The 26,416-nt window shown below is 57.8% G+C and carries 20 protein-coding genes; 3 read left to right on the top strand and 17 right to left on the bottom strand.

Going from position 1 to position 26,416, the window contains the following annotated elements; all coding sequences use genetic code 11:
* The first annotated feature begins 76 nt into the window (after window positions 1-76).
* Complete coding sequence (locus ACXAH8_RS17995; RefSeq protein WP_475220120.1) at window positions 77-910, top strand: IclR family transcriptional regulator; 834 nt, start codon at window positions 77-79, stop codon at window positions 908-910.
* A 54-nt stretch (window positions 911-964) separates the two neighbouring features.
* On the opposite strand, the gene ACXAH8_RS17990 is transcribed toward ACXAH8_RS17995, so the two are convergent.
* From ACXAH8_RS17990 to ACXAH8_RS17955, 8 genes are all read right to left on the bottom strand, one after another.
* Window positions 965-2,401 carry a sulfatase-like hydrolase/transferase gene (locus ACXAH8_RS17990; protein WP_475220119.1) on the bottom strand — a complete coding sequence of 479 codons (1,437 nt, stop codon included), beginning with the start codon at window positions 2,399-2,401 and terminating at the stop codon, window positions 965-967.
* A gap of 4 nt (window positions 2,402-2,405) precedes the next feature.
* Window positions 2,406-3,194, bottom strand: a complete 789-nt coding sequence (gene phnX / locus ACXAH8_RS17985) for a phosphonoacetaldehyde hydrolase (protein ID WP_475220118.1) — start codon at window positions 3,192-3,194, stop codon at window positions 2,406-2,408.
* Window positions 3,195-3,208: 14 nt separating this feature from the next.
* A complete protein-coding gene (locus ACXAH8_RS17980) occupies window positions 3,209-4,396 on the bottom strand; it encodes a 2-aminoethylphosphonate--pyruvate transaminase (RefSeq protein WP_475220117.1) in 1,188 nt (395 codons plus the stop codon).
* A gap of 96 nt (window positions 4,397-4,492) precedes the next feature.
* Complete coding sequence (locus ACXAH8_RS17975; RefSeq protein WP_475220116.1) at window positions 4,493-6,427, bottom strand: ABC transporter ATP-binding protein; 1,935 nt, start codon at window positions 6,425-6,427, stop codon at window positions 4,493-4,495.
* Window positions 6,427-7,590, bottom strand: coding sequence for an ABC transporter permease (locus ACXAH8_RS17970; RefSeq protein ID WP_475220115.1), 1,164 nt, complete (start codon window positions 7,588-7,590; stop codon window positions 6,427-6,429). Before ACXAH8_RS17970 ends, ACXAH8_RS17975 begins: the two co-directional genes overlap by 1 nt.
* Before the next feature lies 1 nt (window position 7,591).
* Window positions 7,592-8,584 carry an ABC transporter permease gene (locus ACXAH8_RS17965; RefSeq protein WP_475220114.1) on the bottom strand — a complete coding sequence of 331 codons (993 nt, stop codon included), beginning with the start codon at window positions 8,582-8,584 and terminating at the stop codon, window positions 7,592-7,594.
* An 89-nt stretch (window positions 8,585-8,673) separates the two neighbouring features.
* On the bottom strand, window positions 8,674-10,725 hold the full coding sequence (locus ACXAH8_RS17960) for an ABC transporter substrate-binding protein (protein WP_475220113.1): 2,052 nt from the start codon (window positions 10,723-10,725) through the stop codon (window positions 8,674-8,676).
* A 93-nt stretch (window positions 10,726-10,818) separates the two neighbouring features.
* The gene (locus tag ACXAH8_RS17955; protein WP_475220112.1) at window positions 10,819-11,718 is read right to left on the bottom strand and encodes a LysR substrate-binding domain-containing protein; all 900 of its coding nucleotides are present in this window, start codon (window positions 11,716-11,718) and stop codon (window positions 10,819-10,821) included.
* Window positions 11,719-11,981: 263 nt separating this feature from the next.
* Here ACXAH8_RS17955 and ACXAH8_RS17950 point away from each other — a divergent pair, with 263 nt between their 5' ends.
* Window positions 11,982-12,758, top strand: a complete 777-nt coding sequence (locus ACXAH8_RS17950; protein ID WP_475220111.1) for an HAD-IIB family hydrolase — start codon at window positions 11,982-11,984, stop codon at window positions 12,756-12,758.
* A gap of 18 nt (window positions 12,759-12,776) precedes the next feature.
* Window positions 12,777-14,012 carry a glycosyltransferase family protein gene (locus ACXAH8_RS17945; RefSeq protein WP_170680121.1) on the top strand — a complete coding sequence of 412 codons (1,236 nt, stop codon included), beginning with the start codon at window positions 12,777-12,779 and terminating at the stop codon, window positions 14,010-14,012.
* On the opposite strand, the gene ACXAH8_RS17940 is transcribed toward ACXAH8_RS17945, so the two are convergent.
* From ACXAH8_RS17940 to ACXAH8_RS17900, 9 genes are all read right to left on the bottom strand, one after another.
* Window positions 13,990-15,732 carry a sugar phosphorylase gene (locus ACXAH8_RS17940; RefSeq protein ID WP_475220110.1) on the bottom strand — a complete coding sequence of 581 codons (1,743 nt, stop codon included), beginning with the start codon at window positions 15,730-15,732 and terminating at the stop codon, window positions 13,990-13,992. The two genes, ACXAH8_RS17945 and ACXAH8_RS17940, sit on opposite strands and share 23 nt — an antisense overlap.
* Before the next feature lie 376 nt (window positions 15,733-16,108).
* A complete protein-coding gene (locus tag ACXAH8_RS17935; protein WP_475220109.1) occupies window positions 16,109-17,950 on the bottom strand; it encodes a V-type ATP synthase subunit A in 1,842 nt (613 codons plus the stop codon).
* Window positions 17,947-18,639 carry a hypothetical protein gene (locus ACXAH8_RS17930; protein WP_475220108.1) on the bottom strand — a complete coding sequence of 231 codons (693 nt, stop codon included), beginning with the start codon at window positions 18,637-18,639 and terminating at the stop codon, window positions 17,947-17,949. The genes ACXAH8_RS17935 and ACXAH8_RS17930 overlap by 4 nt, the downstream gene beginning before the upstream one ends.
* Before the next feature lies 1 nt (window position 18,640).
* Window positions 18,641-19,318, bottom strand: coding sequence for a hypothetical protein (locus ACXAH8_RS17925; RefSeq protein ID WP_475220107.1), 678 nt, complete (start codon window positions 19,316-19,318; stop codon window positions 18,641-18,643).
* Window positions 19,318-19,761, bottom strand: coding sequence for an ATP synthase subunit C (locus ACXAH8_RS17920; RefSeq protein WP_170324458.1), 444 nt, complete (start codon window positions 19,759-19,761; stop codon window positions 19,318-19,320). The genes ACXAH8_RS17925 and ACXAH8_RS17920 overlap by 1 nt, the downstream gene beginning before the upstream one ends.
* Window positions 19,758-21,554, bottom strand: a complete 1,797-nt coding sequence (locus ACXAH8_RS17915) for a V-type ATP synthase subunit I (protein WP_475220106.1) — start codon at window positions 21,552-21,554, stop codon at window positions 19,758-19,760. Before ACXAH8_RS17915 ends, ACXAH8_RS17920 begins: the two co-directional genes overlap by 4 nt.
* Window positions 21,551-22,156: a V-type ATP synthase subunit D gene (locus tag ACXAH8_RS17910; protein ID WP_170641219.1), complete on the bottom strand. Its 606-nt coding sequence runs from the start codon at window positions 22,154-22,156 to the stop codon at window positions 21,551-21,553. The genes ACXAH8_RS17915 and ACXAH8_RS17910 overlap by 4 nt, the downstream gene beginning before the upstream one ends.
* On the bottom strand, window positions 22,134-23,495 hold the full coding sequence (locus ACXAH8_RS17905) for a V-type ATP synthase subunit B (protein ID WP_475220105.1): 1,362 nt from the start codon (window positions 23,493-23,495) through the stop codon (window positions 22,134-22,136). Before ACXAH8_RS17905 ends, ACXAH8_RS17910 begins: the two co-directional genes overlap by 23 nt.
* A 153-nt stretch (window positions 23,496-23,648) precedes the next feature.
* A complete protein-coding gene (locus ACXAH8_RS17900; protein WP_475220104.1) occupies window positions 23,649-26,072 on the bottom strand; it encodes a DUF3141 domain-containing protein in 2,424 nt (807 codons plus the stop codon).
* Window positions 26,073-26,416 lie beyond the last annotated feature (344 nt).

Raw genomic sequence — 26,416 nt, 5'->3', positions numbered from 1 at the left:
TATTATTTTCATTTTTTTGCACTTGCGAACAAGCTAGACTCTTTTCACAACCAGCCAGATGACAAACGCGCCAAAAATGAACGAACCAAAGACAATTGCAAGACGCGGGCGCCCGCGCCTGAAAGCGAATGAAGAAAAGCCCGCAGGTTCTCTGGTCGGGGCGCTTGATCGTGGGATTCGTGTCCTGATTGCCGTCGCGGATGCCCGGGGCGCGACGCTTGTCGATATCGCACGAACGACAGGCATTCCAACGGCAACGGCGCACCGGCTTCTGACCACACTCCAGCAGCGAGGCATGGTGGTCAACGATGCCGAACATGGTAAGTGGCGCGTCGGACCGCAGGCCTATCGGATCGGCAACACGTTTGAGGAAACCTCGAATCTGCTGGAGGTCGCACCAGCCGCGATGCGTAAACTGTCCAAGGAAACTGGAGAAACCGTGAACCTTGCCATCGAGGAAGGTGGGCAGTTGCTGTATCTGATTCAGGTGGAATCCGAAAATCCGATCCGCGCCTCGATCAAAAATGGCACGGCAGCTTACTTTCACACATCCGGTGTCGGCAAAGCCATCATGGCGCATATGGATGATGTGGCGCTTGAAAAGCTGCTGGCCCCTCTGACACTGGTCCAGCAGACGCCCAACTCGATAACAGACAAACAACAGCTCAAAGACGAGCTGCAGACATCCAGGCAAAGAGGGTGGGCAATCGACGATGAAGAGCGTTTTCCAGGTCTGCGCTGTATCGCAGCGCCTGTCTTCGACTCGTTGGAAAATGTCGTCGCTGGCGTTTCAGTATCAGGGCCCATCACCAGATTCCCCGACAACAAGCTTGAAACCTTGGCCGCGTCGGTTGTTGAGACTGCGGCAAGCATTTCTGAAAAGCTCCGGAATTCCCCACCTCAGAGTTAATTTCTTTGCTTTTTCAACCGTTTTGAGCTTTGGGGGTCAGTACCCGAGGTCGCCTCAGACCGAGCCTTTTCTCATTCTGTGTGACAGCGCCTCAGCCCGCAGGTGTTGCAGTCGCGGCAGATCTTCCCGCGCGAGATTTCGGGTGCAATCGGGATCATTTTCGACATCAAACAGCATTGGCTCAATATCCGTCGCGAAATGCGCAAGCCGATATCCGTCTTTCTCAAACGCAAGAGCGCGGCAATGATCAGGCGAGCTCTGCCACGCGGCTTCAAAGCGCCCCCGGCCGTTTTCTGATCCAAGCTCAAGCTCGACCATGGCCTCTTGCCCGTAGGCTCGGTCTGGCGCCAAAAGGTTACAGCCCTGCATCTCGGAGGGCGAAGCAGCCCCAAGCGCCGACAGAACCGTCGGGGCCACGTCAATCGATTGGGTCAATGCGTCGATATCTTCAGGCTCAAGATCCGGATGCCCGATCATCAGGGGCACGTGGGACGCTGCGCGGAACGGGGTCTGTTTTCCCCAAAGACCGAGATCGCCCAGCATCTCTCCGTGATCGGCGGTCAACACGATCAGCGTATCGTCCAACTGACCCACATTTCGCAACCAGTCAAAAATCCGACCGATATGGTGATCGACCTCGGCGGCCAGCCCCAGATAGGTGGACCGGCACAGCGCGATCTGCTCGGGCGTCATTGCGTCTTGCTGTCCGTCAAAACCCCAGAACATGTCCGTACCGCTTGGACGGGAATGATGGGCCTCAAAGAACGGATGCTCAAAAGTGGCCTCAACCGGTGGCGGGATGTCCTGCGGGTTGATCAAATCGTTGTACGGCGCGGGGGCAACAAACGGAGGATGCGGCCGGATATAGGTGACCATGGCAGACCACGGCTGAGATTTGCGAACGTCAAGATGCGCCAGAACTCGGTCGGTCAAGTACGCGGTATCACTGTCTCGCGCATCATAAAGCGCCGGCCCTCCGAGAGTGTTGTTCTGAGGTCTGTAGAGCGCCGTCAGGTCGCCCGCATCCGGCACGTCATAGCCACGCGATCTGAGATGGGCGAGCCACTCCCACGCTTCCTCGCGCATCTCGGTGACCTCGGTGATGCCCGGGATCGGCCCTGTGTAGGAGAGATGCGCAGGGTCATTCTGGTGCAGACCTCTGGGATCGGGCTGCGTGTCCGTATAGCCGAACAGCAACAGCTCTCGCCCGATGGTCCGCAGCGCCGTTGCAAGGTTGGGGATATCGCGCCGCAGCGGAACGCCATTCTGAACCGATCCGTGGTTCATGGCGTATTGGCCCGTCAGCAAGCTTGCACGAGCCGGACCGCAGGGCACCACAACCGTATGGTGGTTGCGGAAATGTACCGCTCGCGCGGCCAGAGCGCAAATGTTGGGCAGCGGCACATGCTGGCCCAAAGCGCCCGTCAGAAGGTCCGCACGGAACTGATCGATGACGATGAACAGAAAATTGCGCGGAGCCTTCTTCAGCATGGGGTCAGGCCTCTGCACCGTCCAGTTCACGGATCAGCGCGGGCAGATCGGCGACCGTGTCGATTACATAGTCCGCACCAGCGTCCTTCAGAATCTTGGTCGCACGCTGGCGCAGCGCGTCAACCTCCTCCGCAGACAGCGCAGCCAGTTCTTCCGGTGTTTTACCCACAGCATTGCCGGACAGGGATACGCCAACTGTCAGACAGCCAGCAGCGACGCCCTCTTTGATGCCCGGTTCGGTATCATCGACCTTGATGATCGCCGCAGGCGGATAGGCCACAAGATCGACCATGCATTTATACATGCCCAGCGGTCCGGGGCGGCCTTCGGGCAGGTCATCGGAACAGACCAAATTGTCCGGCTCATAGCCTTGAGCGGCGGCAACTGGCAGGACGTTCTCCATGATCGAGCGGGTGTAGCCGGTGGTCGATCCGATCTTGAGGCCCATGGACCGCAGATCATCAATCGCAGCTTTACCACCCGGAACCAGATCCGCGTAGTCGGCAGCGACTTTTTCGTTCATTGGCACGAAGATCTCATAGACCTTGTCGACGTCCTGATCGGTTGGCGCGTTGCCGTATTTCGCCTCCCATTGGGCGGCAATTTCGGGCATATCCATCATGGAGCGGATGTGATCCCATTTGGGCGCGCCCATCGGTGCGCGGGCCTGTTCAATGGTGGCTTCGATATCGAACTTGGCGAAGGCTTTCACAAACACGCCCATCGGCGCGAATGATCCGAAATCGACCATTGTTCCCGCCCAATCAAACACGGCGGCTTTGAATTTGCTCATTGTCTTTCCTTTCGTCAGGCCGGTTCAACCTGTTTCTGTTTGAGTGTTTCGTCCGAGGGGCTGGCACTGTCGACCCCCATGTCACGCAGCACCTCGGCTGCAGTGTCAACGACCGCTTGCATCACATGCGCATCGACCTGTCCGATGTGGCCAACCCGGAAGCTTTCGGCAGCGGTCAGTTTGCCGGGATACAGGATAAATCCGCGCGCTTTCATGCGGTTATAGAAATCCGGAAACGCAAAACGCGGGTGATCTGGGCAGAAGAAGGTGGTGATGATCGGCGACAGCCATTCATCGTCCAGCAATGTGACAAAGCCGAGCGCGCGCATCCCTTTGACCAGCGTCTTGCGGTTCTCAAGATACCGCGCGCCCCGTGCAGCGACGCCTCCCTCGGCCTCATGCGCGCGCAGCGCTTCGACGAAAGACACGACCACATGAGTCGGCGGGGTAAAGCGCCACTGGCCTGTCTTCTCCATCGCGGTCCATTGGGCGTGAACATCCAGGCTGAGCGAATGGCTGTTGCCTTCCGCCGCCTTGATCGCATCTGTTTCGGCGATCACAAAACCAAAGCCCGGCACGCCTTCGATGCATTTGTTGGCCGAGCTGACCATGGCCTGAAATGGGATCACATGCGGCTCGAGCGGAACAGCACCGAAGGCCGACATGGAATCGACCAGAAGCTTACGGCCCGCCGCCTGTGTGGCGTCCGAGATCTCTTGCAGCGGGTTGAGTATGCCCGAGCTGGTCTCGCAATGGATGGCCAGCACATGCGTGATCGCGGGGTCGGCCTCAAGCACCTCCGCCACCTGATCCCCGCGCGGAGGCAGATAGTCCCCCATGTCGATCACGACACAGTCGCGACCAAGATAACTCAGCGTCTGCACCGCCCGTTTGCCATAGGCGCCGTTGCACAACACCAGAACCTTGCCGTCCTTGGGCACAAAGCTGCCCAGCATCGCCTCGACCACGTAAGAGCCGCTGCCCTGCAAGGGCACACAGTCATAGCGGGCTTTGTCCTGCCCCAGAATATCCAGCAGGCGGCTACGCAATTCGGCCGTCATGGCGCGGAAATCGGCGTCCCAGCTGCCCCAGTCGCGCAGCATCGCCTCTTTCACTGGCAGCGACGTGGTCAACGGGCCCGGAGTCAACAGATACGGTTCGCCGAAATGCGGCGATGGCAGTTTTTGGGTGTGATCAATCATGTCATTCATCTTCTATATGAAGGCTGCCATAAAATAGGTTTTAGCTATGGCTTGGCTACAGTTTTCCGGTGGCCCCCGCAAGGGTGTTTCGACCGGCTAAGCGGGTTCCAGCGCCTTGGTCCTTTCCGTGGTCACGTGCTGGTCCAGATGACAGGCAACAAAATGACCCTCCTCCACCTCTACCAGCTGGATCGGCTCGTCCGAGGGCTGTTTCGGGATACGCAGCGACACCCCGTCCTGGCCATTGGAGGCAACGGGGTGGATCATGGCGCCTTCAAAACGGATCGGTTTGAATTCGGCGTTAGGATCGGGATGCGGCACGGCGGACAGCAACGCCTTGGTGTAAGGGTGCTGCGGGTTGAAAAAGATCTTGTCAGTCGGGCCATATTCCATGAACCGCCCCCGATACATCACCGCCACCCGATGCGAGATCTGCGCGACCACCGCCAGATCATGTGCGATGAACAGGAAGCTGACACCAAGCTCGGCCTGCACGTCCTTCAAAAGCGCGACGATCTCGGCCTGAATCGACACATCCAGCGCCGAAACGCATTCGTCGCAAACAACAAACTTGGGCTTGGACACCAAAGCGCGCGCGATACAGATCCGCTGCCGCTGGCCGCCGGAGAACGCATGCGGGAAGCGGCGCAGATGCTCCAGGTCGATCTTGCAACGCGCCGCGATCTCGCGCACCCGTTCGTCGATATGGTCCCGGTCTGTCAACAGACCCGAGGCCACCAGCGGTTCGGCGATGATATCTCGCACCGTCATCCGCGGGTTCAGCGAGGAATACGGATCCTGAAAGACAAGGCTCATTTCTGGGCGGAAGCTGCGTAGCAAGTTGCCACCGAGGTTGTTCAACTGAACCGGGCCTTCATGGAACGCCATGTTGATCTTGCTGCGTACCGCACGAAGTTCGGCCTCGGACGCGTGGGCAAGGTCGATATCGCCCTTTTTCTTGCGGTGAAAGATCACCTCGCCTTCGCAGGGATCAATGGCGCGCAGCATCGCGCGCCCAACGGTGGTTTTGCCCGATCCGCTTTCGCCGACGAGACCCACGGTTTCGCCCTTGAGGATGTCGAAAGTGATGTTACTCACCGCGCGGACCGTTTCAACCTCGGTTCGGAACAGTTTCTTCTTTCTCACCTCGAATTCGACGCCCAGATTGTTGACGTCAATCAGCTTTCTGGCCTTCTTCAATGGTGCAGGCGGGACGACCTTGTCCAACCTCGGAACCGCGTCCAGCAAGCGCTGAGTATAGGCCTGTTGCGGGTTGTTGATGACCTCGCGCACGGTGCCACGCTCGACAATCTCGCCCTTATACATAACGGCGATGTCATCCGCGACTTGGGCCACCACACCCAGATCGTGGGTGATGAAAATCATGCTCATGCCCAGCTCGGCCTGCAGGTTACGCATCAGTTGCAGAACCTGCGCCTGAATGGTCACATCCAGAGCGGTTGTCGGCTCGTCCGCGATCAGCAGCTGCGGACCCGCCGAGAGGGCCAGCGCGATCATGGCCCGTTGGCGCATGCCACCCGACATCTCATGCGGGAATTGATCCACGCGGGCAGAGGGGTTGGTGATACCCACCTTGTCCAGCATCTCAATCGCAAGCTCGCGGGCCTGCCGTTTGTTCAGCCCGCGATGCAGCTGGATCGCTTCAATGATCTGGTTGCCGATGGTGTAGATCGGGGAAAAGCTGGCCATCGGCTCCTGAAAGATCATCCCGATCTCACCGCCGCGGATCACGCCCATACGCGGGTCATGGGGGCGAATTTTGGCCAGATCGACGGCTTTGCCGCCCTTCATGACGTAGTTGATCTCGGACCCCTTATCGATGCTGGCAATGCCGGGCAGCAGCTGCATCACCGCCTTGTTCGACACGGATTTGCCCGAGCCACTTTCGCCCACGATGCCCAGCGTCTTGCCCTTCTCAAGCGAGAAGGAGACATCGCGAACCGGCTGGATCAACCCTTCATCGGTGCGGAAAGACAGGGTCAGGTTTTTGACGTCGAGGATGTTTGCCATCACTTCGCCTCCGTATAAGGGTCGGCCGCGTCGCGCAACCCGTCACCGATCACTGTGAAGGCCAGAACGGCTACCACCACGAACACGGCGGGAATGAACAGCCATGGAGTTTGCTCGATCGCGCGCACCGATTGCGCCTGTTGCAACAGAACACCCCACGAGACCGACGGCGGGCGCAGGCCCAGGCCAACGAAGGACAGCGCGGTTTCCGAAAGGATCATGTAGGGGAAAGAGATCACCAGATCGACGATGATGAAGCTGGTGAAGCTGGGCAGCATGTGCTGACCGATGATGCGCTTGGGGCGCGCGCCGGCCAGTCGGGCCGCGACCACGTAATCTTCGTTCCGGATCGACAGAAGCTGCGACCGGATGCGCCGCGCCAGCGTCGGCCAGCCAAAGAGGCCAAGGATCAGTGTCATAGCGAAATAGACCTGCGTGGTCGACCACTCCTTCGGCATGGCGGCCGCCAGTCCCATGTAAAGCGGGATGATGGGCACAACGCGGATCACCTCGGTCACACGCTGGATGATGTTGTCGATGAGGCCGCTGAAATACCCGGCAATCCCGCCGATAATCAGCGCCAGTACGAATGAGATCAGCACCCCGATCACACCAATCGAAAGAGAGGTGCGCGTGGCATAGATCGTGCGCGAGAACACATCCCGCCCCAGATCATCCGTACCCCAGAAATGGATCTTGGCCTCCGGGTTCTGCAAGCCGATCAGGTGGCGGTCGGTTGGGATAAAGCCCAGAACCTTGACCGGTTCTCCTTTGACGAATAGCCCCAGATAGTTGCGCACGTCGGGGTCGGGCACCGAGACGGCGCGCAGGGTCACCGGATCACGCTCGGTCTTGGTGCCGTTGATAAAGGGCACGACAGAGCATCCGTTGTCATCGCAAAAGCGCGGGATCTGCGGCGGTCCTTCGATGTAGGAGGTATCGCGCGTGACCGGGCCATAGGGGGCGACGATCTCAGCAAACAAACCGGCCAACGCCATCAGCCCCAGCACGATCGAGGCATACATCGCGGCGCGGTGCTTTTTGAAGCGCCACCAGATCAGGGTCCATTGCGAGGCCGAATAGTATTTCAGCAGCTGCTGACGTTCTTTTTCCGCAGCCCGACGCTGGGCCAGGGTCATTTCGGGATCTGTCATATCGGTCATGTCACGCCCCCAGCTTGATGCGCGGGTCGAGCCACGCCAACAGCAGATCAGAAAGGAAATTCATGAACACGATGGCAAAGGTCAGCATCAGCAGGATCGCACCCGCCACGTTCATGTCGAGGTCGAGATACGCTTTCAGCAGCAGCTCGCCCAGCTCGGTCAGGCCCAGAACCACGGCCACGATGGGCAGCTCGGAAAAGATACGGTTCACGTCAAACCCGATGGTCGAGACGACCGGGTTGATCGCTAGCCGGGCCGGGTATTTGATCAGCAGCTTCCGCTCAGGCACACCGCGCGCGCGGGCTGCGGTGACGGATAGCTTGTTTAACTCATCCGACATGGTCGCGCGCACGGTCTGGATTTGATAGGCCACCGCCGACCAGGCCAGAACCACCGCGGGCAACCACAGGTGTTTTAGCATGTCCCAAACCTTGGCCATGCTCCACGGGGCATCCTGATACTGGGCCGAGAACAAGCCGCCGATATCCGCCCCGAACCAGCGGTTGGCGAAATACAGCATGACCAGCGCCAGCAGAAAGTTCGGCAGCGCGAGGCCCAGATACGAGAAAATCGTCAGACCATAGTCAATGGCCGAACCGCGCCGGACGGCCGCATAAATTCCAACGGGGATTGAGATCAGATAGGTCAGGATCAGCGTCGCGAACAGGATGCCCGCGGTCAGCCAGACTTTATCACCGATCACCTTGGTGACCGAGGTTTCAAAGGCAAATGCCTGCCCGAAATCCCAGCGCAGGACGATGCCACCAATCCAGTCGAAATACCGAAGCAACATCGGCTTGTCCAAACCCAGCTCCTGACGGATGGCTTGCACATCGGCCTCGGTTACGTTGACCCCGGTGCCCGAGTATTTCCGGAACGCGTAGCGGTCGGCGTAATCTCCGGGCGGGATTTCCATGATCAGGAATACCATCATCGACACCAGAACCATCGTGATGGCCATTCCTACTAATCGTTCGGCGGTGAATCTGAGCATGCGTCTGTCCCGAGATTGCAGCTTGGACTGCAAACTCCGGGGCGTCTGCTGCAAACGCCCCGGAGGAAAGTGCCAAACCCGTATGGGGGTTACTGTTCCAGCCACCACTGCGAGGGGCGGTAGGGGTAGGTCCAGTAGAAGTCGTAGGTTTTCGACTTGATGGGTTTGACGTTCTGCAGATCGTTGCGCCACAGGAAGGGGGCAACGATGTCACCGACGGTGCCGATCTTCAGCATGTTATCCGTGTGGATCTTGACGATTTCTGCACCGATTTCATTGCTGGTGTCCGAGCCGAACTCAGCCTGGATGAACCGCTCGCTCAGCTCCCACAGCTTCTGGATATCGGCTGGGGGTTCAACGCCTTCAGCGCCATCGGTTTGCTTCCATGTGGCCCATTTGGCACCGGTGCCCGGGTTGAAGAAGTCACCAAAGGGCGGCACGAAAACGGTGGTATCCTGCGAGATGGTCGGGCCGGCATTGCCGTCATACTTCCAGGTCGTCAGGTCCAGATCGTTGTTGTTGCCCGAGGCGCGGTATTCGTCCGAGGTAACTTCTTTCAGGTCAACGCGCACGCCCACGGCGGTCCAGTAGTCCCGCACCAGCTCCATCATTTTCACCGGCACACCCTGCGAGGAATAGACCAGGCGAATGACCAAAGGCTTGCCGTCCGGGCGCTCCAACGTGCCGTCGCCGTCGCTGTCGCTCAGACCCATTTCAGCCAGAAGGGCCTTGGCGCCTTCGACGTCATAGGCGATGTCCTTGTTCAGCACGTCATCCGAGATGAACGACACGGTCTTGGGCTCGGCCGGAACACCTTGCATCGGAGTACCCTGACCCAGATAGACGATCTCGTTGATTTCATCACGGTTCATCGCCAACGACATGGCACGGTTGAAGCGCACATCGTTGAAGATTTCGCGCAGCACCTCGTCGTTATGGGTGCGGTTGAACGAGAAGAACACGTTTTCACCCAGGGTCGGCGCGAACTGGATCGTGTAGCCGCCTTTGCCTTCGTTCTCTTTCAGCAGCGGGAAGTCTTCCAGGAAGATCGCCTGCTGTTTCCAGACAACCTCTCCGTTCATGACCTTAAGGTTCTGAACTTCCTTGTCGCTGACATAGCTCTCAACGATTTCGTTGATGTAAGGCAGCTGGTTGCCCGCAGTGTCGACCTGGTGGAAATAGGGGTTCGCCACCAGTTTGCGGCCTTCCGAGGTCTCTTCAACAACGATGTGGCTTTCCAGGGTCGGCACAACCGCGCGGCCGATGGCAGCAGCTTTGTCAGCGTCTTTCAGCAGCGGCGAGGGAACGTCTTTCCAGTCCGAACCGCCATAGTAGAAATCAACTGCTTCGGCCCCATTGGCGAAACCGTATTCCTGCGCCAGCGCATCGGCGTTTTCGTTGTATTTGGGCATGAACTGGCCCAGGAAATGCTTGGGCTGGAACGGCTGGCCATAGTCGACGGCAAAACGGTTTAGAATGCCCGGCGTCGGCACCGGGAAGGTCATGCGGACGGTCACGTCGTCAACCGCCTCAACATTGATCGGCTCGCCTGCAAACAGCCAGCGATCCGGGGTTTTTTCCAGAATGTCGGTGTTCAACAGAAGGTCGTTGTACCAAAAGGCAACATCTTCGGCGGTGAAGGGTTCGCCGTCCGACCATTTGTGGCCTTCACGCAGCGTGATCGTCAGAACGGTTTTGTCTTCGTTCCAGTCCCAAGCCTTGGCGACGTTGGGCACAACCGTCTGCAAGTCATCCGCATAGCGCACGAAATTCACGTGGCGTACGGATAGAAGGTCCGACGTGCCCGACTCGGTCGCTTTCGAAATGCCAGTAATTGCGCCGCCATATTGGCCGATGCTCTCATAGGGCATCACGACCAGAGGCTCGGCCGGCAGGCGATCTGCGACAGCGGCCAGGTCGGCGTTGCCAAGGATTTTGCTGTTAAGGTCGGCAATCGCCGGGTTTTCCGAGAATTCCAGGGTGCAGGATGCGGTCGATTGCAGCTCGGCCAGTTCCAATTGCTGCGGGAACGCGGGCTCTAGCCCCATTGGATCAGCGACGGTGGGGACCGGGCAATTTGCCAGCGCGGGAACCGCAATCATCGTCGCGGCAGTGGACATCAGAATATGACGGATCGTCATGACAACCTCCAGGTTTGTTCGACGACCCGGTTAAGGGGCTATTGTAACAGTTTAATAATGAGTGAGAGTTTATAGCTTTAAACTATGCTATTCCTATTCGTTTGTACTCGCCAAAGTTTCTTGAGTAATTTCATAGAATTGCCGGACGGTGGCCGACGCAGCCATGGCGGGCATCGAAACTAGAAACTGATGAGCGCTTAGTTTTTGATCGTTAATCGGGATGAATTTCAGATCCTTGTCGGCGGCCACCAACTCCGATTCGAAGCCTACCCCCTCGCCTACGCCAGCCCGGACCAGAGAGGTGATCGACCCCCAGGAGCCGAGACCCAGAATGGTATCCGGCGCGATACCAGCTTCTGAAGCTGCGCGTTCAAAAATCTGACGCGTACCGGCATTCGGCTCACGCTGTATCAGTCTCAGTTTCCCGACATCGGCCCAACTGAGGCTTTCGACGTCCCGCAACGCGCCTTCGCTTTGGGCCACAATGCCGATCCGGAACGAGGCAACTTGTTGGCAATGCATCGTCTCCAGCGGTTCGCGCGCGGTGACAAAGGCGACATCCAGATCACCCGTGCGCAGCAAGGGCATCAGGTCGAGGCTGGCCATGGCACGCGCATTCAGGGTGACACCCGGATGGGTCTGGATAAATCGGGCAATTGGAGGCATAGCGATCTGATAGGTTGAATAGCCCACCCAAAAACTGCCCGACTTCAGGTCTTTCCGCGCGCCAATCGCTAGATCGACCTCGGACTTCAACGCCAGCAGAGCCTTGATCTGCGGACGCAGTGTTTCGAACATTTCGGTGGTTTCAATACCCTTGTTGCCCCGCCGCAAAAAGCGACACTCGGTTTGCCGCTCCAAGGCGACGATCAGGTTGGAAACCGTGGGTTGAGAGACGCCCAACTCTTCTGCCGCAGCCGTGAAACTGCCGGTGCGGGCAACCGCCTCAAGCGCTTTGAGCTGGCGGATGCTCGGTTCTACGTTGCTGGGCATGGTTGGCGTCCTTCGCTCGCGCTGTCGTGCAGGTGATCCGGAACGGGCACAAAGTTCGATGCCCGGATACACTTTCCTAGCTTTATCCGTTTTCCTTTCCCGCGCGTCCAGTGCACATGAGAGCGGGCTACGTTAGGTATTGCCGGCCTAGTTTGCCTATTTTTTCAGCTACCATACTTGTCTGCTGATTTTTTAAACACTAAATCCGCATGTTCTTCTGATTTGAGATGTAGCCGCGCAATCTCGGATGCTAGTCAGAAGCCATGTCCCAACGCCTGCCACTTCTGGTTTTCTCCGATCTCGATGGTACTCTGCTGAACCATCACGACTATAGCTGGGACGTGGCGCAACCCGCACTAAAACGGCTTCGGGACATTGGCGCGGGGCTCGTGCTAGCCAGCAGTAAAACCGCTGCTGAGATTATTGGGCTTCGCCAAGCCATAGGCTTTTCGAACATGCCGTCGATAGTTGAAAATGGTGCTGGCATTCTGGCACCGGGCCACCCAGAAACCGGCGGGCCATCTGAATATCTGAACATTCTGAATATCCTGCAACACCTCCCACCCGGCTTTCGCGGCTTCGCAGATATGAGCGTGCAGGAGGTGAGCGACAGGACCGGCCTTGATCTCGTCGAGGCAGAGAAAGCCCAGGATCGGCATTTCAGCGAACCGGGCGTGTGGGATGGCGCGCCAGAGGATCTTGACAGGTTTCTCTCCGAAGCCGGGCGGTACGGTCTAAAGGCCAGGCAAGGTGGTCGATTTCTCACCTTATCGTTTGGAAAGACCAAAGCAGATGCCATGTCCGACGTGATCCGCCAGCTGAAACCGGAAAGAACCATCGCTCTTGGGGATGCACCGAACGATCTGGAAATGATCCTTGCCGCCAACACCGGTGTCGTTGTCGCAAACCGGCATGGTGCATCCATTCCGGTCCAGGCGCCAGAAACCGAACAGCGGATCCTCAGAACCTCACGTGAAGGTCCCGAAGGCTGGGCCGAGGCCATTCTGACCCTCACCGCAGCCGATCACAAAGACAGTTAACCAAGACAGGCAGCCCAAATGGCAGACTTCCATCAAAACGGAAACATCACCACGCTTCACAACCTGCGAAGCCGCCCGGCCGAGCATCTGGTGCACGAAATCTCGGTCTTTGCCGAAACGCGTAAGGTCACGCTGATCCTGCCCTGTCTCTACTCAGAACTGGAAGGTCCGGCCCTTACGGGGATTATCGATGAGCTGTCCAAGGTCAGCTACCTGCATCGCATTATCATCGGGCTAGATCAGGCCGACGCAGAACAATACCAAAGCGCCAGAGCGTTTTTTGAGCGTTTGCCCCAGAAACATGTTGTGATCTGGAATAGCAGCCCCCGGATGTTGCAGCTGGAAGACCGGCTGCGCGACCTTGGCCTTGCACCACAGGAACCCGGCAAGGGCAAAAACGTCTGGTCCTGTATCGGCTATCTGCTGGCCTGCGCCGACAGCTCGGTCATGGCGATCCATGACTGCGATATCGTGACCTACAAACGGGATATGCTGGATCGGCTGGTCTACCCTGTGGTCAACCCGACCTTCCCGTTCCAGATGGCAAAAGGTTTTTATCCGCGCATCGGCAATGGCAACCTGAACGGCCGTGTCACGCGGCTGCTGGTCAGCCCTCTGCTGATCGCGCTGAAAAAGGTGATCGGAGATCGGGACTACATCGACTACCTGCGCAGCTTCCGCTATCCGCTGTCAGGCGAGTTTGCCATTCGCACACCAACCTTGCCCGATCTGCGCATCCCGTCCGACTGGGGGCTTGAAATCGGCGTTCTATCTGAGGCCTGGAGGAACCTCGCGCCCAAATCCGTCTGCCAGGTCGAGATTGCCGACAATTACGATCACAAGCATCAGAAGCTGTCGCCCGAAGATGCAAACACAGGGCTGAGCCGGATGTCGACCGACATTTGCAAGGCCATTTTCCGCAAACTGGCCGCAGACGGCACCGTGTTCACCGCCAACACGTTCCGCACGCTCAAGGCGACCTATTATCGCTCGGCTCTGGATTTGCTCGAGGGGTACTATACCGATGCAAAGATGAACGGCTTGGCACTTGATCGCCATACTGAGGAAAAGTCGATTGAGCTGTTTGCCGAAAATATCATCCGCGCCGGTCGGGTCTTTTTGGAAAACCCCCATGAAACGCCCTTTATCCCGACATGGAACCGGGTCCATGCCGCAGATGCCGAGTTCCTGCACCACTTGAGCGAAGCGGTCGCTCTGGATCTGGAAGAGTTCACACCGCAGGGGCGTTCGTGATCCAGCGACACTGGTAAGGCGCCAGCGAGAATTCGGACATGTTGGCGCCAAAAACCTCGCCGGTCAGCGCATCCATCCACGTTTCTTCGGCAATCAGGTTCACCTCTGTCGGGTTGATCTGAACGTGATCCGAAGACACGTTGTGAAGGGCGAAAATAGATTGGCTTCGATCCAGGCTCTGCCGCCAGATGCCGAAAACCCTTTCGTCAAGCCGCAGGGTGAACTGCGTCGCATTCGGGTGGAACGCCGACTGCTGCGCGCGAATGCGCAACCGGCGCGACATTTCCGACAACACTCGGGATTGATCCGATCCAGGATCAGCGAGCTTTGACAGCAGGTCCGGATAGTGCCAGCGATGCCGGTTGATCGCCCTGTTCATCCCGCGACGTTCAACCGCCTCATGGTCGTTGGGGGTGGCCAGCAGGGAATGGATGTAGAACGCGGGAATGCCCTCAAGTGACATCACGATGGTCTGCGAACAGATGAAGCGGGCCAGGTGAAAATGGTCTTCGCCGTCAAAGGTCGCGCGCATGGCCTCGAAGAAGGCGCAGTTCAGTTCATAAGGTTCTTCGCGACCATCCGGTAAGGCGCGCATGGAAACCAGCCCGCCCAGCCTTCGCACGGTGTCGATCATCCGCGTCTTTTCTTCGGGTGGCAGCAGCCCTTCTGCGGGCCGCATGCCGATACCATCATGGCTGGCGGTGAAATTCAGATACGCACACCCCAATTGTGCCGGAGGCATGGCCGCCTGCCAGTCACGCAAGTACCGGGCCGTGCCGGACTGCATGGCGTGCAGGATCAACGGAGGCAGGGGGAAGTTGTAGACCGCATGCGCCTCGTTCCGATTGCCGAAATAGCTCAAATTTTCTGTACGCGGAACATTGGTTTCGGTCAGCAGGACGACCGTCTCAGTCGTGAAATCGCAAAGCAGCCGAAGCAGTTGCACGATCGCGTGCGTCTGAGGAAGGTGGATCGAGGTCGTACCCACCTCTTTCCAGATGAAGGCAACGGCGTCCAGCCGCAGGATGCGCACGCCCTTGTCGATATGCAGTCGGATGATCCGAAGCATTTCGATCAAAACCTCTGGATTGCGGAAATCCAGATCAATCTGATCGTGGCTAAAAGTACACCAGACGTGACGGTCGCCACGGCTGGTTTCAACCTGACGCAAAAGCGGCGTGGTTCTGGGCCGTACCACCGGTTGCAGATCATCTTCAGGCCTAGCCTCGAAGAAGAACCTGTCATGCGGCGGTTTCCCCTGCAGGTAGTTGTTGAACCACAGCCCCTGACTGGACACGTGGTTGAGCACAAGATCCGACATCAGGTGGAAATCATCCGCGATACGCGTAATGTCCGGCCAATCCCCCAATTGCGCGCTGACGCTGTAGTAATCCGAAACCGCAAATCCATCGTCGGATGTGAAGGGAAAGAATGGCAGGATATGCACGCCGTTCACGACCCCTTGCAGATGACGCACAAGAAAATCGTGCAACAAGTCCAGTGGTTTATGAACCTGATCTTCGATGGAATTGCCGTAAGTGATCAGAACACTGTCTCGCTCCGACCAAAGACCATTGCCGGGCTTTCGCCCCTGCTTTCTTTGGTGGTGCCCTGGCGGCCAGAACGCTTGCACAATCTGCTCGGATAATTCTGCATGGTCATGGTCCGGGTAGATACGGATCAGAAGATCCGTCAGTCGCCGGGAGAAATTCTGGCTCATGGTCGTTGTGCTTGGCTCGGCTTCGTCAAATGCCAATTGTTCGCCAGAGCAGTAGATCTGTCAAACAAGTCCAATTCCAGCTGCGCATCTTCCCGAGGTTTGTCGATCCATCTGCCTGTAAATTGGTCAATGTAAAAGAAAAAATAACGCGCCTACGATATGGCCCTCGCGCATAGCATCCTTCGGATATCGAGTACTATGACGGAATCATGGATAGGTTCTCAACGCGATGACATCGAAAGGCATGCTCCGGCCCAAGACACTTTGGGCTGTCAAAAGTATGCAACAGCTTTGGGACCGATGCTTAAGCCAACCAGAATACTCACGGACATTGTCCTCACCAGTCGGCTTTCCGTCCTCAATGGCCAGCAACTCGTCAGACTCCGAATTTTTCATGGCAGAGGTCCTTGATCTGTTGCCAGATTGATTTGAATTCCGGCGTGTTCTCGGCTGCGTAGTGAAAGTTTTTCATCAATCCGGTGAGTTGCGTAAACACCTGCCGCACCTCGGCTTTGTCGGCGAAATCGGCACTCGACTGGGTCACGTCGTAGACCAGTTTGAAGGTCATCTTTTGCCGCTCCAGCGGCACGGTTGCGTCCACCTGGTCAAAGGCATCCTGCTGAAGGTAGACCATATCCACAAACAGCGCTTTTTGTTGGGTGACAAAATCCTCGATGGTGACGCCCTCTTCGCCGGTGACCTGCATCATCTGGTCGACCTGCTCACCTTTTTCGATCAGGGCCAACAGGTCCCGGACCTTACCTGTCCATCCGGGTTCCGCGTTCTTGTCGTACCAGTCGGAAAGCTGATCCGTGTAGCGCGACCAGCTGAGCATCGGATCAACAGCGGGATAGAACCGCTTATAGGCCCGCTCCGAGGACAGGCCGAGGAAGCATTTCACGGTAGACAGAGTGGACTGCGTGACCGGTTCATCAAAGTTGCCTCCGGCAGGTGACACAGTCCCGATCAGGGTCAGGCTGCCCAGATCGTCATCATTGGTTTTCAACGCGCCCGCGCGTTCGTACAAACCCTTGATCGAGCTTTCCAAGTAGGCCGGAAAGCCCTCCTCGCCTGGAATTTCTTCCAACTTACCAGAGGTTTCGCGCATCGCCTGCGCCCAACGGCTGGTGCTGTCGGCGATCAGCAGAACGTCGTAGCCCATCTGGCGGTAATACTCGCCCAACGTGATGCCGGTGAAGATCGAAGCCTCGCGCGCGGCGACTGGCATTGAGGACGTGTTACAGATGATGATCGTGCGATCCATCAGGCTGCCGCCAGTTGTCGGGTCGGTCATCTTGGGGAATTCGTGGATCGTCTCGACCACCTCACCGGCGCGTTCGCCACAGGCCACGACGATGACGATATCTACCTTGGCGTTCCGCGCGATCAGGTTTTGCAGCACCGTCTTGCCCGCTCCAAACGGGCCGGGAATACAGGCCGTTCCGCCGCGGGCGATTGGGAAGAATGTATCAATCAGGCGCTGCGAGGTCAGAACCGGCTCGGTCGGGTAGAGGCGTTCGGACAGGGCGCGTTTGAGGATACTCTCTGGCAAGGGGCGCCGTACCGGCCATTTCTGCGAAAGGGTGAGTGTGTGTTCACCGCCCTGCTCATCCTCCAGCCGGGCAACGATGTCGTGGATCGTGGCCGCGCCCTTCTGGACCCAAACGACCTTGTAGTCGCCTGTCCAATTGAAGGGCAACATGATCTTGTGGCTGAAGTGGCCTTCGGGCACCGTTCCGATGCTGTCGCCTGCTGTGACCGTATCCCCAACCTTAACGGACGGCGTGAACGACCATTTTGCCTGATCATCCAGCGGGGCAACGTCTGCCCCGCGCGGCAGGAATGTTCCAAACTCGCTGGCCACCTTGGGCAGCGGCGACTGCAGGCCATCAAACACCTGCCCCAGCAAGCCAGGCCCGAGTTCGACCGACAGCAACTGGCCCGATTGTTCTACCGGATCGCCGACCGCGACACCGTCGGTGCTCTCATAGACCTGAACATCCGCTGTATCACCGCGTACGCGCAACACTTCGGCCTTCAGCCGCTCTTGCCTGCCGCCTGGGCCGGGGCGCGTGGGCAGGATGAACACCACCTCGTTCTTGACCAGCTGTCCGGGCTGGCCCGAGGCATCTGCGTTCGCTTGGATCTGCACCAGCCCCTCCTGCACCGAAACGACGCGGGCGGTGGCGGTCTGCGTGGCGGGGGTTGGGGCGGTCATGCGTATGCTCCCTCAAAATCGATATCAGCGACATCGGCCATGGCCTGTTGCGCCAGATGCTCAAATCTCTTGGCCGCGTCCTGCGCGTTGCTTTGCGCCCAGCGGTCGAAGATGTTCCATTTCAGCACGTAGATCGCCACGGCTTCGAAATCGAAGTAGTGACGAGATGCGTGCCGTTTCAGTTGCTTGTGACTGACCGACAAGAGCAACCGTTCAAGTCCTAGTGGATCTTCGGCCTCCAATAGCTGTTTCGCGTCCTTGATCCATGGCATCGCCCCTTCAAGACGGAAATGCGGATCGCCCCAGTTTTCGGGGATGTGCCGGCTCCAACGGCCCATTCCGAATACCCCTGACGGGGCGCCACCGCCTTGCTTACGCAGGCGAAGCGCGGCAACGACGGTGCGCAGATCCATGCGTTCCACAAGGATCTTCCGCAAAGTTGGTTGCGGCGTATCCTCCAGTGCTTCTTTGCATCGCTCAATGGCCTGAGCATCCGTCACGTCCATGTCATAGCCGCTCCAGTTCAGAGCATGCTCCAACGCCTTCAAAACGCGCGCGTCCTCGGATGTCAGCGCCGTCAAACGCCGCTCAAGGCGGAGGCGCGACAAGGGCGGCTGCTTGGCGACAAACAACCGTTCCGAGCCCGGCAGGCTGCTGATCAAAGCGATATAGGCGTCGGGGTCCGACATCTTACCGGATCACCCCTTCCAGCACAGCGCGGAAACGAGGTTGTAGATGCTGCATCAACAACGAGGCCACGGCTTTGTTGGTCAGGTCCAGAACCACGCCCTGATCTTCGGCCCGCACTCGGATGCCATCCTGAGTATCGTCCGCAGCATGCAACTCCACCTGCTCGCGCAGCATTTCGGCGGTCAGGCCAAGCACGTATTTCGTCAACTTACCGGACTGGATGTCATCAGCGTTTTGCTTGATATCCTCTTGCGTGGCGACCTTTGCCGGCAGGATGACCTGAACCTTGCCCTCGAGATTGGCCCCCTCAGAAGCGCGCCCTACAACCTCCAGGATCATCTGTTTCAACAGGTCCGGGTCTGCCATTTCCTTGGTGACGAGGCGCGCCACATCCTCTCGAAACCGATCCGTCAGGCCCGCTTTCATGGTCAGAACCGCGTCCCGCATGGCGGTGTTCAACGCCTCTTCGCCTGCCGCACGATAGCTATCGGAGTCGCTGCGGGCCTTTTTCTGGTACGCGTCCGCCTCACGCTTGGCGTCCGCCAAAATCTTTGCTGCCTCGGCCTTGGCATCCGCCCTCAGCTTCTCAGCATCCGCCTGCCCGGCGGCCACCCCATCACTGCGCAGTTTGTCGATCAGCGCGTCAACGCCATGCGAGATCATGCCATCCTGTGCCATCAACTGATCCCCGCGCTGATCACGAGGGCGAAGACGAAGGCGAAGACTCCAAAGCCTTCGATAATAGCGGCCGGAGCCAAGGAGAGGCCGAATATTTCGGGCTTCTCTTTCGTCGCATTGATCGCGGCGGCACAGGCGCGACCCTGCCAGATACCGCAATACATCAATGCGATGCCCGACAGGATGCCGATCCCGAACAACCCACCTGCGTTTTCCGGCGTTACATCGCGGTTGAGCGTGAACATGATGACGATCCCGTAGATCACCATCGTTGACGGAAAGGCCGAGACGCCGACGAAGCGGCCATAGCCGCCCTCGGTCTCGGTCATCGCACCAATACTGGCCATGCCCGCTATCGAACAGCCAATCGCACTGGCCGCCGCGCCCAGCGCCATGGGGGCGTAGATGCCCAGCCAACCCAATGTCAGAACAAGCTCATTCATTCCTGAACCTCCTTGCGGGCGAACGGACGAAAGACGATGCCTTCGTCCGGCAGACCCCATTTAAAGAATTCGATGTAATTGAGACGTAAACCGTGGACGACGCCGCTCATCATGGCGAGGGCGAAGTTCAGTATGTGGCCAATGATCAGGATTAGCAGGCCGAACAAAATGCCCGGCCCTTTCAGCGCGTGGATCACCGAGATCGCCAGATCGTTGAATGTGATCGCAAGCGAGGCCGAAGCCAAGCCAAGCGCAAACAGGCGCATGTAGCTGAGGACATCTCCGAATGCGCCCATGGCCCCGGCAAGACCCTGCACACCGTCAATAAGTCGCCAGAGCCAGTCGATTGGTTTTTTGATCTGCCTCTCGCTGGTAAACAGCAGGATCGCCAAAAGACCCGCGCCCAATATCATCGCGCCCGGCGCTGCTGATTGGCCTTTCATGTAGCTGAGCCACAAGACGAACCCGCCGATCAGCGCCGCGATCCAACCAAGATTGGCAACAGCTTTGCGCTGCCCCCATGCCGCACGCGCGGCTAAAGCGTTGGCCAGCACAAGATGCAAGACACCGACAACAATCGAGATCATCATCATCGCGCCGAAGTTATTGAGATCCAGCAGTTTTGCCTTTGCCAGAAGGGACCCATCGGGCGGTGCGACCCCGAAATAGCTGCCGACCAACACGCCATAGAGGATGGTCGCCACCGAGACGATCACACCGTAGCGCCTCCAGGATTGTTGGCTGACAGTCCCGCCCAAACGCTTCCAGAATAGCAACAGGCCCAGCAGAATGACGGCCCCGTATCCAGCATCTGCCACGATCATTGCAAAGAAGAATGCGAAAGAGGCAGCGACGATCACGCTCGGGTCCCAGTCCTTGTAGCCCGGCACTTGGTAAAACAGCGCCAAGTCCACAGCAGCGCTGCGCTGTTCCGGCTGCTCCAGCAATGTGGGCGGGGTGTCATCGGCGCCCGGGTCTTCGATCAGAACGGCGGCATCTTTCGCCCCCGCCATCTCCAGAACCGCATCAATCCGATCTTCTGGCACCCAGCCCTGCAGGGCAAACATCGCCTCTTCGTCGCGGACCTTCTGGGTGGCGTGGGCTAGCTCTGCCGCACTTTCAGCTACGGACAGGTTGCGCCGCATCAGCGTTAGATATCGGGTCTGCGCAACCCGTTCCGCCTCAAGCGCTTCGATCGCGATCTCTGCCTCTTCCAGCTGTGCTTCCAACTCGTGGATCGGCAAAGACCCGGTATGCGTGCGCGGGACCGGCAGGATATCGTCGGCCGGTTCGTCTGGCGCAATCAGGACGGCATAGATGAAGCGGTGATCCTGTTCGAGAATGGCCCAAGGCAGCGCAAGACCTTCCAACGCATCCCGGTGCTTTAGGGGCAGTTGGTAGAACCACAACCGGTTGCCCGCCAGAACATCGTCGGGCGGGAAATCCAAATCCCCCCAAGGCTGCACCTGAGCAATTCGATGGGCCAGAAAATCCCGCCGGTCCGACATGTCACGCGTACGCTGCATCAGGTCCAGCACGTCTTTGACGAACTGATCCATCTGGAACTCAGGATCGCGTTGTATTTGCCTGCGAGGCTCGGGGACATCGGTCAGGAAACGCAGCGCCTTGTATGCTTCATGCGCGCCCCGTTCGTTGACCTTTTCCGGCTCAGCCGGCGGCGGCGCCAGGGGCAGAACATGCATACAGCCCAGAGCCTGCAGCGCCTCAAGCGTTTCGATCTTCTGCGCCGCCCGTCCCACCAAAGACAGCTTCTTAAGCCGTGCAACACTCATGACATGGCCTCCTGCGCATGTTTGCGCTTGGAGATCTTCGAGCGCACGACGGCCTGCATCTGCTCATCACTCAGATAGATGCGGATCTTCTTGATATTGGCCTTGGCGCGCGGGATCAGAACCTTTTCGAACAGATTGACCCGCTGCGTGATCGTGGCGACGGCCTTGTCGAATATCTTCACCCGCTCTTCCGCCACTTTGACCCGCAGACGCGCCTCAATCATGTCGTGCAGCAACTGCGCGGCGGCGTCGACCCAATGGGGCTTGGCCAGCCGTGAGTACGGCCGAACCGAAACCTCAATCCGGTCAAGGGCGGGCATCTTGACGCCCACGACATTCACCTCTTTGACTTTGTAGTCTGTCAGCTGTACCAAGCCATCAAGATCAATGCCCTTCTGCGCCAGCATGGGGAGCTTTGCGCCAACCTGTTGCGCCAGATCGCTCACTTCGTCTTCCAGACGCTTTACATCTTCTCGTGCCTTGGCGCGTTCGGCCATCAACTGCTGGCGCTTCAGGTCCAGCGACGGCAGGAACCGCTCATAGCTTTTCAGCTGTGTCTGCTCGCGGGCGAGCGACGACTTATTCAGCTGCAACCGCGCCATCACCGTCCTTTGGGAAATACTTGTCGATCAGAGCTTGCTTCATCAGCAATTGTTCAGGCGCAAAACACTCGGCCAGTGTTTTCCAACCCAGATCCAGCGCGTCCTCCAACGGGATCGAGACATTGATATCCATGAACCGCTTGCGGAACAGCGCGCCGAATTTCAGCAGTTGGTGATCGTAGTCCGACAGATCAAAGGCCATCGCCTGCTTCTGCGCGGCATCCCGGCTTTCCGAATAGAAGCGGATCATCGTGTTCATGATCTGCCCGTGATCCTCACGTGTAGTCTTGCCTATGACGTTCTGCTTCAGGCGCGAGAGGCTGCCGAATGGGTCAATCACACCCGAATGCAGGTAGAACTGCCCCTCAGTGATGTAGCCCGTGTTGTCCGGCACCGGATGGGTCACATCATTGCCGGGCATCGTCGTGACGGTCAAAACAGTCACCGAACCCCCCTTGGCATAATCACAGGCTTTCTCGTAGCGTCGCGCCAGTTGCGAATAGAGATCGCCCATATAGCCACGCTGCGAAGGGACGCGCTCCTGACTGATTCCCACCTCTTTCATCGCATCAGCATAGGCGGTCATGTCGGTCAGAAGCACGAGAACGCGCTTGCCCTCTTCCACCGCGAATTTCTCCGCCACGGCCAGCACCATGTCTGGCACCAGAAGGCGTTCCACCAGAGGGTCCATAGCCTGATTGACGAACATCACGGTGCGCGAGAACACCCCTGCATCCTCAAACGAAGTCCGAAACGTGTGGTAGTCATCGAAGATCAACCCCAACCCGCCGAAGACCACGATATCCGCGTCCGCCTGTATCCCGATGCGGCTGAGGAAGGCGTTGAACGGTTCGCCCGAGACCGAAAAGATCGGGATCTTCTGACTTTCGACCAGCGTATTGAACACGTCGATCATTGGCACGTCGGTGCGGATCATCTTGTTGGGCACGGCCCGCTCGGCCGGGTTCACAGTTGGCCCGCCTATCTCGATCCGCGGTTCGGCCGACAGGTCAGGGCCGCCGTCTATCGGCTCTCCCGCTCCGTCAAAAACGCGTCCCAGAATATTGGCGGAATACGGCGTCTGCATCGGGTGACCCAGGAAGGTCGCTGTCGCCTCGGTCGAGATGCCCTTGGTGCCCGAGAACACTTGCAGCGTCACCACATCCCGGTCGATAAAGATCGCCTGGGCCAGCGTTTTATGCCCATCGACCGTTTCGATCACCGCCAGATCATTGAACCGAACAGCCGGCGCGCCACCATCGTCAACCGGCACACGAACCTTGATCGTGTCTCCGACAATTTCCAATACACGTGTATACTTCAAAAGACTCTGAGACATCGCCTACCCTAAGTCGCATGTTTAAGAGTTTAAATTCTTTCCACCTTCGTGCTGCCCACCAAAGCATCAGCGCCGGAGGGATTTATATTGATCTGGCAAATCTGGTTGCCGCCAAGTAAATAGACGTTTCCAGCCTAAAGCAATGAAATCGTTTTAATTCAGACTGGATTTTGTCTTTACTCTTCGCTTTCTGGGTCTTGCCGGTGATGACTCTGACGCTGGCTTTGCCTCAGTTTCAGCATCCCCACTGTAGTCCAAAACCCGTACAAGCAGATTGGCCATTTCTTCCAGTTCTTTAGAGGGCGTTCGGACTTCACCTATGATGTGCTTGACAAGCTCGACGGCTTCAGTGCGCCGCGCTTTGTCGGGCAATAGATAAGGCAACGTGTCGACCGCGCCCTTCGGATCGAAGGTGGCGAGCAGAGATTGCTCATGCAGAATACGTTGACGGTCGGTGACCGAAAGGGATTTAAACGGCGCTTCGTGGTGAAAGATATGCGCCCACCGGTGTAAAATCTCGGCACGAAAGCCTTTGTGACTGTCAGCCAATAGAACCAATATACGAATGACTGCCTCGGGTAGACCACCTTGCCGCGTATGAGCAAGCACCGCGCTGACCTCGGGCAGATCGCGCAAAGTCGCCGGGTCTGGCAGGGTTCGGCGCGTTGCATTCCTTTGCCCGAACCAAGACGCAAACGGCCCGCCCCAAATTGCGTAGAACGACGCCTCATACCAGGCGTCGCGCAGATCACGGCCAAAATCCATCGACTGCTCAATCCATTCACCGGTGACTTTTTCCCATTTCAGAAACGGATTTTCAGCATCGGCGGGAGCGCGCTGCGCTCTGGCATTCTTCGCCAGAGTTTCGATTCCTTTCCCCAAAGATGTGCCTGAAGACATCGAAGCGCGCTGTGCACGCAATGGATGTGCATTGCGCAAAGCTTGGGCCATCACCGGTGACGACAGGGCTTGCACCGCCGGGCGACCGAAGGTTTCATAAGCCCCTGCTTGCAATTCGGACATTTGCGCCACTGCGGCAAAGCTGGTTTCATCCTGCCGACCGTCATCCAATGCCGCGACATCCGACAGCGAGCGTTCGACGAAACGAACTTCGAAGGATTTATCGACCCCGTCCCCTTCGATGCTATCAATGACCATTTCATAGAGACCGGGCGCCATTGCCTCGACCGTCTCAAGTGTAGAGGCCAAGCCTGCGTGCTCTTTGCGCGCGACCTTGGAGGAAACAAAGATGCCCAGATGCCCCACTTCTTCATGAAGCATGTAGATGATGCGCTGGCCGCGTACCCGTATCTCTTCTTCGTCTGCATAGGTTTCGGCTATCCAGTTCAACGCCTGTTGAGGCGGCGTTATATTGTCGCCATGGCTTGCAAAGACAAATATCGGCGCTTTGATCGCCTTGAGATCAACTGGAACTCCGGGTTCCAGTTGCGCGGTATTCTTGACCAGCCGGTTTCCAACGAACAGCTGTTCTACAATCCATCGAATTTCGGCCTCGTTCAGAATGAAGAACCCACCCCACCAGCGCTCAAAATCGATGAAACGTTGCCGACCACCTTCGGGATCGCGATACAGATCGAAGTATTTTCCAAAGTAGTTTCGGCTGGGGTTTAGCTGCTCGAAATTCATCACCAGATTGGCGCCGTCGAACTTACCATCCCCCAAATCTGACCAGTACATCGGCTGCCAGGTGCCGCCAAGCATACCACCATTGTAGCGCATGGGGTTTTCACCAACTTCACCCGACCAAGGTGCAACCGGCGCTCCATTGAGCACCAAAGGCCCGGTCAGATCGGGGTTGCAGGCCGCCATCAGCAATGTCGCCCAACCGCCCTGGCAGTTTCCTGTCACAACTGGTTGCGGGCTTTTGGGGTGACGCGCGCTGACTGTGCGAACAAATCCAGCCTCGGCATGCATGACGTCGGCTAATGTTTGACCTTCAACCGGATCACGGTCGAAGCTCACAAAATAGACCGGATGGCCCTTGGCTAGCGCCACGCCAACCTGGCTGTCGGACTTGAAACCACCAATACCTCCACCGTGCCCAGCACGCGGGTCGATGATAATGTAGGGGCGTTTGTGATCGTCTACGTGGATTCCTTGCGGAGGAACGATGCGCAATAGGTGATAGTTACAGGGCCGGTCGAGTTCGGCCCCATCAACGATCACTTCGTAGTCATAAGCAAGCACCGGCGGGCAACCGGCCGCTTCATGTTCGAGGAAAACATCACCACGCTCACGCAAGGCGTCCATCGTCAAGGCGACGCGCTGACCAGCATCCTTGAGATAGTCCGCCCAAGCCGAGCCAACAGATTTCGTCTGCGTGAATTGCACCGCAAGATCTCGCAGTTCGTTTGTCAGGTTCAGAACCCGATCCGAATGGTGCTCAGTTATTTTCTGTGTCTGAATGGTGGCGGCTCGGGACAGAATTTCATACTGAACACCAGATTGATCGAGCACGTTGGAAATCGCGTCAAACAATTTGCTGTTCACGGCCGTTATGTTTTCACCCGTTGCAAGGTTCGATGCCTTTTCATTCGCGAATGAATTCCGAGCCATTGATCTATCCTTCCTCGGACGATGTTGGTTTCACCGTCGATGGGGAGTATGCCCCCGGTCAAATTGAACGCCTCGCTGCTTGCAAGAAACGATGCACAGGTCGACATCTTCGATGGTCGCGAAGTGATGTGTGGTTGCATGCTTTGCTGCAGCGCACCACAATTGGCTATCCCGGTGACGACGCGGGTTTTCAGAAGGCCTGGCGACATCTTCGCTTTGCGACTGCAGCGCGCGTGCATAACCCCACGCGATCGACCGATCGCTCGCTACTCCGATGACGACAGCTTTTGACCTATTCAGGTGGAACATCGTGGCGCCTCGATTTCTGCAGTGCAGCATACCAC

Source organism: Ruegeria sp. ABV3_008 (assembly GCF_056161185.1).
This window is presented reverse-complemented; position numbering and strand designations above follow the sequence as displayed.